Here is a 15,915-nt window from a genome sequence, read left to right as displayed (position 1 = left end):
CCAAGCCGCGATACTCAGCCGGAATGCCGGCCGTGTCAGCCTCTTCGCCGTCCACGATATGCGCGGTCGCATTCAGGATGTTCAGCGGTGTGTGGCCCGCGCGCTTGCCGACTTCAAAATCGTTGAAATCATGCGCGGGGGTGATCTTCACGGCGCCAGAACCCTTGTCCGGATCAGCATACTCATCCGCAATGATCGGTATACGACGGCCAACAATCGGCAGTTCGACAAACTTGCCAATCAGGCCTGCATAGCGCGGGTCTTCCGGGTGCACAGCGACGCCGGTATCGCCGAGCATGGTTTCCGGGCGGGACGTGGCAACGACAATGTAGTCGCGCATATCCTGATCCACGACATTGCCGTCTTCATCCTTGACCGGATGCAGATAGGTGACGCCATCGGCGAGCGGGTAGCGTAGATGCCAGTAATGGCCCGGCACTTCGCGCTGGTCGACTTCAAGATCCGAGATCGCAGTCTGAAAGTGTGGGTCCCAGTTCACGAGCCGCTTGTCGCGATAGATCAGCCCCTTCTTGTGGAGCTCGACAAAGACCTTCGTCACTGCGCGCATCATGCTGTTGTCGGGATCGTTGCGGTCGCCCATCGTGAAGGCTTCCTTTGACCAGTCGCACGACGCGCCGAGACGTTTCAGCTGGCCGACAATGGCACCGCCGGATTCCTCTTTCCAGTTCCACACGCGATCGACAAAGGCTTCGCGGCCCATGTCGCGGCGGGTGACATTGTCACCGGACTGGGCCATCTGGCGCTCGACCACCATCTGCGTTGCGATGCCGGCATGGTCGGTGCCCGGCTGCCACAACACATTCTTGCCGCGCATGCGCTCGAACCGGATCAGGACATCCTGCAACGTATTGTTCAAGGCGTGGCCCATATGCAGGACGCCGGTGACGTTGGGCGGTGGTATTACGATGGAATAGGCTTGTGCAGACGTGTCGCCGGAGGGTTTGAAGCATCCGTTTTCTTCCCAGGCCTTGTACAGGCGGGGTTCGGCTTCGGCGGGGTCAAATCTTTGATCGAGCATCGTTTCAGGCGTATTCCATGTAAAAGAAAAGGCGCGCCAGTGACGGCGCGCCCTTCCCTATAACGTATTTGTCAGGAGAGGCTAGCGCGCCATGCGGGCAATGCGCTGTACTTCGGCCTCGACCTTTTCCTCGACGATCTTTGCCAGGTTGGCATCGAGCCAGTCCTTCATCATCGGCTTGAGCATCTCGCGTACGAGGCCCTCAATCGTATTGTCGCCGCCCATATCCATTTTGGAAATGAGTTTGCCGAGTGCACCAGCGGCCACATCGGCAGTCTGGTCGTCTGTCAGGATGGTTTGCTGATAACGTGCGGTAGCCGCCATGTCTTCCTCCACGGATACGGATGCAGCCACCGGTTCGGGGGCAGCGGGTTCTGGTTCAAGCTCTGGTTCGGGCTCCGGAGCGACTTCTTCAACGAGCGCTTCGGGAAACACTTCTTCTACGACTTCCTCAGCCTCTTCGGCCTTGGGGGCCGCCACGACAGCGCGCGCCGCGCCAAGCATTTCTTCGAAGCTTGGCGGCTCGCTGACTTCGTCGGCGCTGGAGTCGAATTGCTCGAATTCTACTTCAAAGGCGTCTTCGTCAGCCACGACCTCTTCGGCAGAAGCCTCGTCCGCTGCCGGTTCGTCCTCGAACATGACGTCATCAATATCGTGCAGATCATCCTCATCGAATGAGGCTTCAGCCTCGACAGGCGCGGAAGTCTCTTCGGCGTGCGCCGATTCTTCCGCCTGTGGAGCCGTGTCATCATCTGAGATGATCTTGCGAATCGACGCGAGGATTTCCTCCATCGTCGGTTCTTTGTGTGCTTCATTGGCCATGGCCAGCCCCTTGATATTTGGTGCAGTGCGAATCCCTATGCATTAACCGCTACGGGGATTGTGTTAACAACCGTTTATCGTCGTTAACGCGAGTCTCAGCCCGCGCCATCCAGAACCAGCATGTTCGGAGACAATTGTCCGGTCGCGCGCAGGAGATTGTGAGCGGCGACATAGGAGTCCCGCTCGGCCTGCACGAGGGCAAGCCGGGCTTCGAACAATTGCTGTTCCTGGTCCAACACATCCAGCGTGGTGCGAATGCCCACGGCCAGTTCTTCCGTGGCGCCGTCATAGGCGATCTGGGCTGCGTCGACCTGACGTTCGGAGGCCGAGATGGAGCGCAAGGAAGCTTCATAAGCGAACCAGGATTGTGCGATTTGAGCGCGAATGCTGCGCTGAAGCGTGTCGATCTGGCGCTGCGCCTGAGCGCGCTGCAGCTTGGCCGATTTCACCTGGCTTTTGATCAGGCCGCCTGAAAGCAGCGGGATGGTGCCTTGCGCCACAGCTGAGACGCTCGAATCGCGCTGAGTGAAGTCATTATAGGTTTCCTGGCGCGCCGCAGTGCCCACGATGCTGATCTGAGGCTTGTACTGACCGCGGGCAACGTCAATTGCCTCGCGAGCCGCACGTTCAGCATGGCGGGCGGCGATCAGGTCCGGGTTCGTGTCGAGCGCGATCTGGACTGCTTCGTCCAGCGAGGCCGGAAGGGGCGGCAGCGGCGGCGGCGGCGCGAGATCGTCCGGCGCAAGACCGGTGAGGAACTGATAATTTGCAATATCTGCTTCGAGAACTGCTTCGGCGCCGGCCAGAGCGGCGCGCGCGCCTTCGAGGCGAGCTTGAGACAGCGAAACATCGGTCCGCGTCACCACGCCCACGTCGAACCGGTCAGACGCCGCACGGACCTGCTCACCGGTCACTTCGACATTGTTTTCGCGAATCGAAACGGTTTCGAGGTCGCTGCGCACATCGACATAGGCCGTTATGACCTGAAGGATGAGATCCTGGACGGCGGCATCATATTGCGATTCAGCGGCGTCCACGCCGGCCTTTGCCTGACGGATACCGGCATTGATACGTCCTCCGGTATAAATGGGTTTGGCAGCCTGAATCTGGGCGCTGGCAATCGGACGGTCGCCATTCGTGCCGGAGAGCGACGCAAAAGCTGCGTTTGAATCTGTGTACTGGTAGCCAGCACTCCCAGACAGATCGACCGTGGTACGCCCCTGTGAGCGGGCCTGCTCCACACTCTCACGAGCAATATCTGTCTCAACTCGCTGAGATTGCAGCCCCGGATTGGTTGCGAGCGCTGCATTGATGGCGTCGGCGAGTGTGTCTGCTTGTGCTGCGGTCATCCCGGTCAGGCCGAGGGCAAAAAGGCTGACAGAGAGGGATCGGTGGAAATTCATGCGGCGCTCCTTGAGACCCAGACCGACTGAGCCCCTTATATGCTTGATCCCTAATATAAGGGCTCTGACGGCATTAGTGAACACTGTTCACTTTTCTGGAGTCTTAACAAATTGTCGCGGCCTGTCGCTTGTCAGAAGACAAATGACTTCTTGCGGTCGAATGCAGGGAATTTTGGTGGAAAAGCATCGAATCCTTCGCGGGCCGATACTGTGTCGCCTGCGCGCGTGTAAACCTTGCCGCGTCCAAGCCCTTCCCGCTCGAGCGTCACGACGGCCAGTCGACCGCCCTCAGCCAACTGCGAAGTCCAGGCTTCTGGAAGTGTTTCGACCATGCCGCAGACATAGATAACGTCGAAAGGCGCCTGGTCAGGCAATCCTGCAGCGAGATCACCTTCGACGGCAACCGCCTGATCGATCCCAAGCGCTGCAAAGCGCTCTGACATGGCGTCCACGCGCGCATCGGTATCGTCGAGCGCGATAACGGTTTCGGCCAAATGACTGATAAGCGCCACCTCGTAGCCAGAGCCAGCACCAATCACGAGCACAATGTCGGATGGTTTGATGTCGGCCAGCTTGACCAATTTTCCCGTATCGCGCGGCGTCCAGAGGGCACGGCCCACGGACGTCTCGATTTCCAGTTCAGAATAGGCAACCGATTTGCGCGATGTCGGCACAAAGGCTTCGCGAGGCGTTTTCAAGAAAGCCGAGACGATATGCGGGTCAGAGACATCATTCGGGCGCACTTGCGTGTCGACCATGATCTCACGGGCTTTGTCGTAATTCATCTCGATTCCCTCTCGGGCTTTGTTATAGCGCGCTTTCCCTGCCCTTTAACATGGGTTTTCGGGGGCGCAATGCGCGATAAACGCACGCCGCATGAAAAGGACAGATTGCAAGCTACGAAGTTCGTTGCTAAGTGACGCGCCTTCTGGGACGGCTCTGTGGCGGAGTGGTTACGCAGCGGATTGCAAATCCGTGTACGCCGGTTCGATTCCGGCCGGAGCCTCCAGACTTTCAAATGACCACTCCTATCCGCCACACGCCTGACCAGCGCGCCCCCACAGGTGCGCCAGCACCCCGACGCCCATGATTTCGGAGTCGTAAACGCGATCCGGCAAATTTTCCCTCACACATTTGCAAACCGTTTACAGCCCGTTAACCAATTTGAGGGATTGTGTACCTGTCTTCTCTTGGAGACACCCACCATCACCCAACGCCTCGGCGGGAGCTTGTCTCCCGCCTTTTTTTTTGCGGAATCTGCAAGTTTTTATGACTTCGCAGCATGTGGGGGCTTGAACGGGTATTCGGGTCTGCTATTCACCCGTCTCCGGCTGTTCCGCGATAGCTCAGTTGGTAGAGCAGGCGACTGTTAATCGCCCGGTCGTAGGTTCGAGTCCTACTCGCGGAGCCACCTTCCCTTCCCGAAAAATCCTATACGTGACGTAGCCCATCCACGGGTCGCAGACTTCCAAGTCTTCTTCTACAAATGCTACACACCCGAAAGGGATTTCATGTATGGTGGAAAAAGATGGAACGCGGCCGATTGGCGGAACGATCGTCCTTTGGATCGTTGCAACCGGGTTTTGCGTGATCGCCCCCTTCATCACCTACTCGGTTCTCAAACCTGTCGGCCTGACCATCGCAGCACAGAACTGGGAGGCGCGTCCGGCCGTCATCCTGTCCAGCCATGTCCAGAATCGAAACCGGCAATATCGACTGCGAACCGAGTATAGCTATGTCTGGGACAACGAGACTCATGTCTCTCGTCGTACCTTCTTTGATGAAACCTTGGGCGTTCGGGAATCCTATTATCACCAGCTCAATCGCCAACTGAGTCGGCACAAGTCTCGGAATGAGCCCCTATCCGTTTGGATTAATCCGAAAAGCCCCTCCAAGGCCGTCATCTATCGCCATATTCGCTGGGACAAGCTTGGGGCGGGGACCCTGTTTCTGAGCCTTTGGGCGCTGATCACATTCATATTGGTTCGCTCTGCCCTGGCCGAACTCAATCACGGACCGTCTTCAGAAGACTGAATTTTCCGCCTGATCAGGACCGATCAGCCGATCAGACGTTCCCAGAGCCGGATGACGAGATAGCAGCTGCCAACAAGACCCAGCGCCGCAAGAATCAGCACAAATCCATCGCGCGCGGTTAGCGCCAGCCCGAACAGTAGCACCGTCAAACCTGGCAGGACCGGCCCGAAAGGAATGAGGCCGAGCGGAAACGAGACGAGCGCCGCCGCTATACAAATCAACGCCACGAGCTGCACAAAGGGCGGGTCGGTCAGGAATGCGAGTCGCGGTTTCAGGAATCGGTCGACCTGGCAAACATAAGGATGCGCCTGTTCCACGCCCAGGATCAGCGCCGATCGCGGAAACTCGAAATCCAGAATGCGCCGCGGTACCCATGGATATTTCAGGCCCAGGACGATTTGACCCGCGATTATGAGAATGATCAGGGCGACGAGCCAGTTTGCGCCCGGAATGATGGTCAACGGGCTGATCGACACAAAACCCAGAAGCAGTAATAGTGGTCCGTAAGAACGTCGACCGACCGCATCAAGCATGGCCCCAACGGTGACCTTCTCTCCCGATGTCTGCTCCCGCAGGCTGTCCAGTAGCGATCCGAGATTGTTGACTTGCGTCATCAGCACTCCACGACGTTGACGGCTAATCCGCCCTGACTGGTTTCCTTGTATTTCGTGGACATGTCGAGCCCGGTCTGCCGCATTGTTTCAATGACCTGATCCAGGGAGACATGCGAATGCCCGGTTGAATGCAAGGCGAGCCGCGCCGCATTGACGGCTTTCACCGCTCCGATGGCATTGCGTTCGATGCAAGGTATCTGGACAAGCCCGCCAACCGGGTCACATGTCAGGCCGAGATTGTGCTCCATACCGATTTCCGCTGCGTTGGACACCTGTTGTGGAACTGCGCCCCAAACGGCAGCGAGGCCGCCAGCCGCCATGGAACAAGCCACGCCGACTTCACCCTGACATCCCATCTCGGCACCCGAGATTGAGGCGCGCTGCTTGTAGAGAATGCCAATCGCGCCCGCGGTAAGCAGGAATTTACGCGTACGGTCACGCGCATCGTCTGTACCACTGCAATAATGGCGGATCACGGAAGGGATAATACCAGCGGCGCCATTTGTTGGCGCGGTGACCACCTGCCCCCCCGACGCGTTTTCCTCATTCACCGCCATGGCATACACATTGAGCCAGTCAAACAATTGCTCGCGCTCGTTTGAGCCATGATCATTCGCGAGCTTCGCCCAGAGCGATGCAGCGCGACGTTTGACATTTAGCTTGCCCGGTAGGGTTCCCGTCTGTGACAGGCCCCGCTCAATGCATTTCGCCATAACGTCAGAGATACGGTCGAGCGCTTCAAACGTTTCAGACCGAGGCCGCAGGGAATCCTCGTTGGCCAGGACGAGATGTTCAATCGTGAGGTCGTTCTGCGAACACATCGTGATTAGCTCAGCGGCAGACGAATAAGGGTAAGGCACGTCGACTTGAGTCTGGATGAGATCGTCTTCAAGCGGCTTTTCAAGTTGGCGCTGGGAGGCAATGAATCCCCCGCCTGTTGAATACCACGTCTCGTCGGACAAAATTTCACCCGATGCGTCGAACGCCCTTAACCGCATGCCGTTGGGATGCAGGCTGGGGATAATTCCATATGCGAATACGATATCCTTATCCGGATCAAACGTGATCTGGTGCGTTCCGGCCAAGGAGAGATTGTGGCTGGAGTTGATCTCAGAGACGGCCGCATCTGCCGCGTCCGGATCCAAAGTCTCTGGTGCAAACCCGGCGAGCCCAAGTAGAACCGCCTTCGGCGTAGCATGCCCCTCCCCCGTCAGCGCCAAGGAGCCCTGTAGCTCCACTTCGATCCGCTGAACTTGTGAGAGATTGCCCGCCTTCGCAAGTCCGTCAGAGAAACGCGCCGCAATCCGGATGGGCCCAACTGTGTGGGAACTGGAGGGGCCAATCCCCACGCGAAATAGGTCGAGAACTGAAAGCATAGGGACCCGAATATTGTTTCAAATGAAACATCTGAATGCCCGCTTCCCAGCGAGCTGACAAGCCGTGCGCCACTCAGCCCAGCGTGACGTCGTGCCCATAAAGCCAATCATTCCGCGAATGGATGAAGCCCTTCATCATGCGGCCGGCCATCCACATGGGACCGTATGTGGATAATTGGGTTATTGGATTACTGCGATGGAAAAGGCTCGCATTCTCTCTCGCGCCCGCCTGAACCTTGCTGGTGCGCGGTTTGCGGCAGGCCTCATAGGCCTTGAGAGCGTCGGGCAGGTCTGCCGCGGACGAAACTTCCCTTGCAAGTACATAGGCATCTTCAATGGCCATCACGGCGCCCTGCGCAAGGAAAGGCAACATCGGATGACAGGCATCCCCCATCAATACTGCGCGCCCGTCGGACCAGCGCGGTAGCTCGTCGCGGTCAAACAGCGCCCAGCGATGCAGCACCGGCGCGTGTTCGATGATGCCGGTGACGGATGAGTGCCATCCCTTGAAATCAGCGAGCGCATCCTCTCGCGATCCTTCAGCGGTCCATGATTCCAGATGCTTCGCCTTGCGCTCCACCACGCCAACGAAATTGGCGAGACTGCCGCCTCTCAGTAGATAGGTGACAGCATGTCTGCGAGACCCGGTCCAGACTGTGGCCGTTGGAGGCGGGGTTTCGGTCAGGTCCGAGACAGCGGACATGGCCCGCCAAGCCGTCATGCCAGTATATCGGGGCGCTTCAGTGCCGAGCATCTGAGTCCGGACGACAGAATGAATTCCATCTGCGCCGACAAGAAGCTCGCCCTCGACAGTTTCGCCGGTGTCCAATGTCGCACGAACGCCAGTCTCATCCTTCTGATAGGAAACAACTTTTCGGCCAAGACTGACTGCTTCCGGACGGCGTGCGACCAGTGCATCGTAGAGAGCCTGGATCAGGTCAGCCCGGTGGACATGGAGATAGTCAGCGCCCCAGCGATTGATCGCCGACTTGCGGAGCGGGATGTCGAACAGCCGACGACCGCTGCGGCCCATCCGCATTTCCAGAGCCTTGGGACGGAACGTATCCTTGAGAATGCGGGCGGATACTCCCAGCTGATTGAGCACCTGCATGCCATTGGGGCTGAGTTGGATACCCGCGCCGACTTCATCCAGCACGCTGGACTGTTCGAAAACGAAAACCTCGTGCCCAAAATGATCGAGCGCCAGAGCGGCGGTCAGGCCCCCAATGCCTCCGCCTGCTATCAGGACGCGCATTCGGACACCTCACACATCATCCGGCCGCAATCATCGCGCCCGTGAAGGGTCTTGCTTGCCGCCGATCAGAACGAATCGCCGGTCACAATATTTGCACTCGACGAAATCCTCGTCGCCCATTTCGTACCAAACGCGCGGATGTCCGAGGGCGCCGCCGCCGCCATTGCACGAGACCCTATGGCTCGTCACCATTGAGATTTCCGGCGGGTCGAACACATCGCGTTTCGTGGACATGACTTGTAATTCCATCTGCAATTTCGTCGGCATGGTTGTTACCGGTGCCACATGGTCCTACCTAGATTGCACCGCCCATCGGCGCAAGATCGAATGGACAGAGTGAAAAGGCCCCCACATGTCGTCCAGCAAACCTGCCCCTGACTTCGCCATTGAAGTCAAAGACCTCAACAAAATCTATCGCGCATCTGGCAAGATGCCCGAAAAGCATGCGCTAAAGGGCCTGAATCTGGAGATTCCGCGTGGCTCTATCTTCGGACTGCTTGGTCCGAACGGTGCGGGAAAATCGACCTTTATCAACATTCTGGCTGGCCTTGTGAACAAGACGTCGGGTTCGGCGAGCATTTGGGGGCTGGATATCGACAAATATCCACGCCAGAGTCGGGCAGCCATCGGAGTGGTCAATCAGGAAATCGTTGCCGATCCCTTCTTCACGCCTTTGGAAATGCTTGAATTGATGGCTGGTTTTTACGGCGTGCCGAAATCGGAGCGCCGCAGCCTTGAAATCCTCACAGCCGTCGGGCTCGATGACAAGAAGGATGCCTATGTGCGCCAATTGTCGGGCGGCATGAAACGTCGCCTGATGGTGGCCAAGGCCCTCGTCCACAATCCCCCCGTCCTGATTCTCGACGAGCCAACAGCGGGTGTCGATGTGGAACTGCGCAGGTCTCTGTGGACCTATGTGCGGGAACTTCACGACAAAGGCACGACAATCATCCTGACGACTCATTATCTGGAAGAGGCCGAGGAGCTGTGTGATTCAATCGCCATCGTGAACCATGGTGAGATTGTTGCTTGCGAGCCGACCCCACAACTACTTTCCCGCCTCGACTACAAGACGCTGGTGATTACGCCGAAGGAACCGCTTGCGACCGTGCCCGCTGCCCTGTCGGATATGGATGCAGTGTTGCGCCCCGATGGCGATCTCGCCATTACGTTCCGGTCAAGCGAAACCGGTATCGGCAGGTTGCTGGAGACTGTACGCTCAAACGGAATCGGAATTGGCGACCTGGTTACAGAAGCACCTGACCTTGAAGACGTCTTCATCGCCCTGACCACGCAAGCTGCATAAAAAAAACGCCGACATCGCTGCCGGCGTTTTTTTAATATCTACTTAGCAAGACGTTTTAGACGCTTTGCTTGATCCAGTCAGAGATGGCCTGTTTGCTCATCGCGCCCAAGTGCGTCGCGGCAACTTTGCCATCCTTGAAGATCATGAGAGTTGGCATACCCCGGACTCCATACTTCGAAGGCGCGATTGGGTTCTCGTCCACGTCGATCTTGGCGACCTTGATCTGGCCTGCCAGCTCTTCGGACACCGCATCAATGTGCGGCGACATCTGCTTACATGGGCCGCACCACTCAGCCCAGAAGTCCACAACCACCGGCAAATCGGAATCGCCGATCAGGCCGTCAAATTCATCGTCGGTAACATTCACCGCAGCCATAGCGTGGCTCCTTCATGCTTTCTGTTTCAGTTGGAACATACATAGGAACTCTATTGGGAAGTCAAACCGGGCTCTGCGCACCCTTTAGAGCTTCTAATAGCATCTCCTCAGGCAAGAACATCAGGCGTGGACCGTCAGTCCAGCAAAGCGCCGTGCGCACCGTCCGTCCGGGATAGGCCCGCCTCAGAACAGCCCAATAAGCCGCCATCTGGGCACGATACGTTTCTGCTACACCGTCCGGCCTGTCAGGCGCAGGCTGATCGGTCTTGAAATCGACAATCAGCACTTCGTCATCCGTCACCACCAGCCGGTCGACCCGGCCATTGATGATCAGCCCGTCCGGCAGCTCAGGCGCCGAACCGACAATCGCAGCCTCCGCGCGCCCGCCGGGCCGGAACAGACGCTGCATGTCTGGCGCGTCCAGAATGCCAAAGACCGCAGCGTTCATTTCGTGGCGATCAGAATCTGTGAGGTCGGATAGGCGGGACAGGTACCTATCCGCGGCCGCCTGGCGCGCGGCAGGGTCCAGCGCCGGCAAGTATTCCAGCAAGGAATGAATGATTCTACCGCGGCGCAGGCGCGCCTGCCGCGTCTGGCTGAAAGGCGCAAGGACCGGTGTCTTGCGGCCAAGCAGGCTGGACGGCGCGCCGAACCTGCGCTGGCGTTCGGCCTGACGGGGTGGCGTAAACACCCAGTCTGGCAGCGCTGAATGCGCTTTGGATTCTTCGAATACATCCCGGTCTTTCGGAGGCACCCGTCCAAACCTGCGGATGCCATCCTCATCAGCCTCTTCAGCAAACCGGCTCATGGCCGCGCCACACAATGCATACCAGCTCCGGTCATGATACCCGGGCGGGCGCGCACCATGCCAATGACCGGCAATGATCAACCGGTCCTGCGCGCGGGTCAGCGCAACATAGAGAAGCCGGCGAAACTCTTCTTCGGATTTTGCGTTCGCAACAGCACGCGCATGCTCTGCAGCGGGGATGTCGCTGTCCTTGCGGGGAGACCAGATCGGCATGTCGCTGACGGTGAACATGGACGATGAAACAGACTTCGGCCCAGCGGTCGTATCGGGCAGCACGACGACCGGAGCCTGAAGCCCCTTGGCACCATGCACCGTCATCACCCTGACCTTTCCTTCAGGCGCGGCGAGATCTCGCTTGATCTCGACAAGCTTCGACTCCATCTCTGCAACGAAGGCCTGCAGTGAAGACGGCTCCGTCGCATCAAAGCCTTGAGCGCGGGAAAGCAGTGCCTCGACAGGATCATGAGCCGGCGCACCAAGCCGTGCATTGATCTTGTCCCAACCCGTCAAATCGTCCGCCCCCGGCACATCCAGCACCCGCGAGAGAAATTCGTATGGCGGCTCATGGCGACGCTCCAGCAGGCCTGACAAAAATCTTTCGGCAGCCTGCACATCGGGATCGTCACTCGCGCGAACGCGCGACCAGAGCGTCTCGCCCTTTCTGCGCTTGCTCGCAAGCCGGAACAGATACCGATCATCGTCCACCAGTCCGACGAAAGGCCCGCGCAGGATTTCCGCCAGTGTCAGATCACGCTCTGGCAGGAGCGCAAACCGCATCAAGTTCAGGCAATCCTGTACTGCAATATGGTCGGTGAGCTTCAACCGGTCGGCCCCAGCAACCGGGAGACCTTCGGACTTGAGCGCTGAAATCATTGCATCGAAGAGGCCACCCGTCCGGCTACGCACCAAGATCAGAATATCCTCAGGCTTCATGGCCCGGCGCTGCCAGTCCCGTGTCGGCAATTCCTCCCATACGGTCTCGCCCCGATCCACCATGGCTTTCAACTGTTTTGCAAGCCGGCTTGCAAGCTGCGCCTTTGGAGAACTTGAACGCAGCGCATTTACGGGTCGTGACCACGCATCAGCGTCTTCGTCCTCGTCATGCTCATCCACCGGCCAGAGCTCTACCAAGCCGGGCTGGTTCGCGCGACGAGCTGTATGTGTGACCTCATCCGCCGTCAGCGGAGGTTGTGCGCCAGATGCAATGTCGACCGGCGGGGCCGAGTTCCAGACCGCGTCGACGAAGCCGAGAATTTCCGGCGATGACCGGAACGACATTTCCATGGTTTGGGACAGGGCCGCCGGATCCTTCTGGATATAGGCCTGCTCCTGCGCACGAAGCTGGGCAGGCTCTGCGCCCTGGAAGGAATAGATAGACTGTTTCTCATCCCCCACCACGAACAAGGTACGCGGGTCCTGTTGGCGTTCGGCGCCGATGCCCGCGGTGAATTCTTCCGTCAACGCATTGATCAGCTGCCATTGTTCTGGGCTGGTATCCTGTGCTTCATCGAGCAGTATGTGACTGATTCCTCCGTCCAGTTTGTAAAGTACCCAGTCGGACATGCCGGTCCGGGTGAGCAAGTCACGTGTCTTGCGGATAAGGTCGTCGAAATCGAGCGCGCCGCGACGACGCTTCTCTTCCTGGTATGCGACCAGCGCATCCAGCCCGACTTCCAACAGAGCGGAGGTGCGCTCTACGGTCTCGGCCAGCTTCAACTTCGCCGCGAGCGCCTCAACGCGCGCCACTTCTGACCCAATTTCATCCTTGGTCGCGAACAGCGCGACCACATTGGCATCCTTACCCGCCTCTGCATTGTAAAGGGATTTGTATGCGTTGCCCTGAGCGCCGAAGAAGGCACCCTTGTAACAGCCCCACCGGCGGCCCGGGTCTTCTTCGTAAAGCGCCGCCTCTACGGCATTGGCCGTACGGGTATCATCACGCTTACCAGAGGCGCGAAGACTGATGAGGGCCTCTCGCAGTGCACCAACCGGCATCTGCGAGCCCATTTCCAGCTCGAGAATTTCTGCAGGGCTCGCCTGAGGTGCGTTCAGCCCCTCAATGAGAGCAGCACGCATCGCAGCCTGATTGAATGCATGCGTTTCAGCAAAATCAAGATAGACGCTCATCTGGAACCGCATGGCATTCAACGCAACGTCCGCACCATCATGCCCCCCTTCCAGCGCCAATACGTTCAAAGCTTCAGGAGCCACCTCACTTGCGTTCAGCACCGCTTGCGCACGAACGGATTGCCAAATTGCCTGAGCCTCATCTTCTTCAATCTCTGCGAAGCCGGGTAGCACGCCGGCCTCCAACGGGAAGCGTCGCAGGATGCGCGCACAGAACGCATGAATCGTTTCGATCCGAAGGCCGCCCGGTGTTTCAAGCGCGCGAGCGAAGAGTGCGCGGGCCGCTCTCAGGTCATCTGTCTTGTAGGCATCTTTCGGTCGCCCCTCCAGGCGGGACAATTCCTCGCGCAACTTGTCGTCGCGCATGATCGACCATTTGCCGAGCGTTCGAAACAGACGCGACAGCATCTCGTTTGCGGCGGCCTTTGTGTAAGTTATGCAAAGGATCGAATCCGGAGCAGCGCCCACGCGCCCATCTTCGCGGCGCAGCAACAGGCGAGCGACGCGATCAATCAGGACTTTTGTCTTGCCGCTGCCCGCATTGGCCATAACGAAAACCGGACGTGCCGGATCGGCCGAAACGAGCTGGGCAGTGTTCGCACGACGGTAGTCTTCCGTATCCGGCGGAGTAATGGGCATCTTCACGTCAGGCATCCCCGCCCTCCCCGTCTTCGGTATCACCTGCCCACTCGGCACGGCGGGCCAGGAGATTGTAGCCATTGTCGTATTTCACGAATTTCACCCGCGGCGCAGACAGGAATTTCGAGCTGGGTTCGCGATAGGCCTCAATCAGGCGCAACAGGCCATCTTCAGCCATGGTTGCCATGTCGGCGGGCTCTGTCGGGAGGTTGTGCTTGCCCCCCAGGCTGAATGCATCGGGCTTCGCCTTGAAGGCCACATAGTGCAACTGGTCAACCCGTGCCGCTGGCACCCCGTCATAGCCACCCTTCTGGGCGATGAGGGCCTGCAAAGGCATTTGCTGGCTAAGCCCTGTGGCCACTTCCTTGTCGCGCGGCGGACTGCCCGTCTTGAAGTCCACAATGACAAGATCGCCCCGGGCCGTTTGCTCTATCCGGTCAGCGGTCGCCGACAAAGTGAACGGCTGACCGGCGACGCTGTACTCAATGGAACCCTTGACTTCCTGCTTCAACTTGCCGCCCGACGTATCTCGCTGACTGCGCCAGACCATGAACCAATCTACTGTACGCCGCCACACGGCCTCACGCGCCGCCCATGCGTCGCCAGGTTCGCCCACACGCAGCAATTCCTGCCTGAGCAGGCCCATCAAGTGTTCGGCCGTCTTCGGATTTCCGTCTTCCTCGAACAGCTCTAGCGCCCTATGAATTGCGGTCCCACGCGGCGCAGGGCCGAGTTCATCATTCAGCGCATCGATTGAGGAGAGGCCCAGCACCTGTTCAGCCCAGAGCGCATATGGATCGCGCTGCAACAGGTCGACGCGTGTGGCGGACAAGCGCGCGGGCCAGCCTTCTGGGCGCGCGGACGGAGTCGGCTCGGCGCTAAAGTCAGAAAATGCATTGACCCGATTCAGCTTTAGACCTTCCACCAGCTTGATCGGATCAAACGCCGTGGGGGTGAAATGATCTGTAGCCTGATTCTCCAGCGCGCCTTCTGCGAGCGTCTTGAGCCGCCAGACCCAGCGCGACGCGACTGCCGGTGCATCATTTCGCCGTGAGGCGTAAACCAGAGTGACATCCGGCGCGCAGGCAAGCTGGGCAAAGTCGTGCGCGGCAAGTCCCATGCGCTCTTCAGGATCACCCAGGCCGAGGCGCGCACGGAAATGCCGGGGCAGGAACGCGTCCGGCGCCGGGCGCTTTGGCCAAACGTCCTCATTGAGTCCAGCAAGGATCACCCGATCCGCAGACTGAAGTCGCGCTTCCAGCGGCCCCCAGATCGAGAGTTGCGGATGCTCGGCTTCACCAAAACTGACGGTCATCTGGGACGCCTGCGCATTGACGAGATCGGCGAGCGCGGCCGGTCGCATCGGTCCCAGGGATTCAGAGACCTCGCGCACGAATTCAAGCAAGCGGCTCGTGGCTGCGCCGTCTTCCCCAGCCCAAGGCATCGGCGTCTGGCTGACCGATTCCGCCAAGGCTGCGATACGTTGAATTGCGTCGTCGCCGGTTACTTCTTCAATCTGGCTAAGGTCCGCATCGGCATGCTCGAACCGGGCAATCAGGGATTCCACAAGCGTGATCCCCCTAATCTGATCATCTGGCCCGAATTGCGGATAGGGCTCGATCATATCTCGAGTGCGAATGCTCTCGACCAGTTCCTGAAGGGATTTCCATCGTCGCGGACCTCTCAGGAAATGAAGCTCAAAGTCGGCGAGATCATCGACTGGCGCGGCCAGTTCATGCGTTAGAACCGCCACGATCAGGACCGGGTCGCCCGGATCGACCGCCCATTTCGCGCAGAGCCCCACGAAGCTACCGGCGGCTGTCCGCCCAACCGGAATACCGGCCGACGGCGGCACACTGATGTCCCAACGCTTCAGCAGGGCGGAAACCCGGCGCGCCAAACCAGCATCCGGCGTCACGAGGGCCGCCGTCCGGTCCTTGGCTTCCAATGTCTCGCGCATTATCAGGGCGATGGCACTTGCTTCAGCAGATTCGTCCGCAGCCTCTACGAGCGACAGGCCCTCCAGCGCGTCTCTTGCAAAACTTGGTACATCGGTGCCAGCTGTTGCGGAAAGTTGGTCGAGGGTATCTCGCCAGTCTGCTGTGGCATCGGCGGG

General features: G+C 58.9%; 13 protein-coding genes and 2 tRNA genes. 4 read left to right on the top strand and 11 right to left on the bottom strand.

The annotated features are described in order from the left end of the window. The 4 genes from B4F73_RS12670 to B4F73_RS12655 form a co-directional block, all read right to left on the bottom strand. Window positions 1-1,039, bottom strand: a 1,039-nt coding sequence (locus tag B4F73_RS12670) for a class I tRNA ligase family protein (protein ID WP_290483441.1), incomplete at its 3' end; no start/stop codon positions are given. 81 nt (window positions 1,040-1,120) lie between these two features. Next, a complete protein-coding gene (locus B4F73_RS12665) occupies window positions 1,121-1,861 on the bottom strand; it encodes a DUF2497 domain-containing protein (protein WP_206992983.1) in 741 nt (246 codons plus the stop codon). 95 nt (window positions 1,862-1,956) lie between these two features. Further along, window positions 1,957-3,264 carry a TolC family outer membrane protein gene (locus B4F73_RS12660; RefSeq protein WP_290483440.1) on the bottom strand — a complete coding sequence of 436 codons (1,308 nt, stop codon included), beginning with the start codon at window positions 3,262-3,264 and terminating at the stop codon, window positions 1,957-1,959. 131 nt (window positions 3,265-3,395) lie between these two features. Further along, window positions 3,396-4,049 carry a protein-L-isoaspartate O-methyltransferase family protein gene (locus tag B4F73_RS12655; RefSeq protein WP_206992981.1) on the bottom strand — a complete coding sequence of 218 codons (654 nt, stop codon included), beginning with the start codon at window positions 4,047-4,049 and terminating at the stop codon, window positions 3,396-3,398. 150 nt (window positions 4,050-4,199) lie between these two features. Between B4F73_RS12655 and B4F73_RS12650 the strand changes: the two genes are divergently transcribed. From B4F73_RS12650 to B4F73_RS12640, 3 genes are all read left to right on the top strand, one after another. Further along, window positions 4,200-4,273 (top strand) — tRNA-Cys (locus tag B4F73_RS12650). Window positions 4,274-4,599: 326 nt separating this feature from the next. Then, a tRNA-Asn gene (locus tag B4F73_RS12645) sits at window positions 4,600-4,675 on the top strand. A gap of 104 nt (window positions 4,676-4,779) precedes the next feature. Beyond that, window positions 4,780-5,298 (top strand): DUF3592 domain-containing protein, encoded by a 519-nt coding sequence (locus B4F73_RS12640; protein ID WP_290483439.1) that lies wholly within the window; start codon window positions 4,780-4,782, stop codon window positions 5,296-5,298. Window positions 5,299-5,321: 23 nt separating this feature from the next. Here B4F73_RS12640 and B4F73_RS12635 read toward each other — a convergent pair whose 3' ends face one another. The 4 genes from B4F73_RS12635 to B4F73_RS12620 all read right to left on the bottom strand — a co-directional run bounded on the left by B4F73_RS12635 (window position 5,322) and on the right by B4F73_RS12620 (window position 8,777). Continuing rightward, window positions 5,322-5,912 (bottom strand): exopolysaccharide biosynthesis protein, encoded by a 591-nt coding sequence (locus B4F73_RS12635; RefSeq protein WP_206992979.1) that lies wholly within the window; start codon window positions 5,910-5,912, stop codon window positions 5,322-5,324. Next, the gene (locus tag B4F73_RS12630; protein WP_206992978.1) at window positions 5,912-7,288 is read right to left on the bottom strand and encodes an L-serine ammonia-lyase; all 1,377 of its coding nucleotides are present in this window, start codon (window positions 7,286-7,288) and stop codon (window positions 5,912-5,914) included. The genes B4F73_RS12635 and B4F73_RS12630 overlap by 1 nt, the downstream gene beginning before the upstream one ends. Before the next feature lie 73 nt (window positions 7,289-7,361). Continuing rightward, complete coding sequence (locus B4F73_RS12625) at window positions 7,362-8,543, bottom strand: FAD-dependent monooxygenase (protein WP_290483438.1); 1,182 nt, start codon at window positions 8,541-8,543, stop codon at window positions 7,362-7,364. Between the two features lie 30 nt (window positions 8,544-8,573). Further along, window positions 8,574-8,777: a zinc-finger domain-containing protein gene (locus tag B4F73_RS12620; protein ID WP_034813464.1), complete on the bottom strand. Its 204-nt coding sequence runs from the start codon at window positions 8,775-8,777 to the stop codon at window positions 8,574-8,576. A 118-nt stretch (window positions 8,778-8,895) separates the two neighbouring features. On the opposite strand from B4F73_RS12620, the gene B4F73_RS12615 reads away from it, so the two are divergent. Then, a complete protein-coding gene (locus tag B4F73_RS12615; protein ID WP_206992976.1) occupies window positions 8,896-9,849 on the top strand; it encodes an ABC transporter ATP-binding protein in 954 nt (317 codons plus the stop codon). Window positions 9,850-9,904: 55 nt separating this feature from the next. Here the strand turns inward: B4F73_RS12615 and trxA are convergent, their stop codons facing one another. The 3 genes from trxA to B4F73_RS12600 form a co-directional block, all read right to left on the bottom strand. Continuing rightward, entirely contained in the window at window positions 9,905-10,225 is a 321-nt protein-coding gene (trxA, locus tag B4F73_RS12610; protein ID WP_034813468.1) for a thioredoxin, read from the bottom strand. Between the two features lie 61 nt (window positions 10,226-10,286). Next, on the bottom strand, window positions 10,287-13,814 hold the full coding sequence (addA, locus tag B4F73_RS12605) for a double-strand break repair helicase AddA (RefSeq protein WP_290483437.1): 3,528 nt from the start codon (window positions 13,812-13,814) through the stop codon (window positions 10,287-10,289). Beyond that, window positions 13,807-15,915, bottom strand: a 2,109-nt coding sequence (locus tag B4F73_RS12600; protein ID WP_290483436.1) for a PD-(D/E)XK nuclease family protein, incomplete at its 5' end; no start/stop codon positions are given. The genes addA and B4F73_RS12600, both read right to left, overlap by 8 nt.

This window comes from Hyphomonas sp. UBA3601 (genome assembly GCF_002375605.1).
Classification (GTDB): Bacteria; Pseudomonadota; Alphaproteobacteria; order Caulobacterales; family Hyphomonadaceae; genus Hyphomonas.
This window is presented reverse-complemented; position numbering and strand designations above follow the sequence as displayed.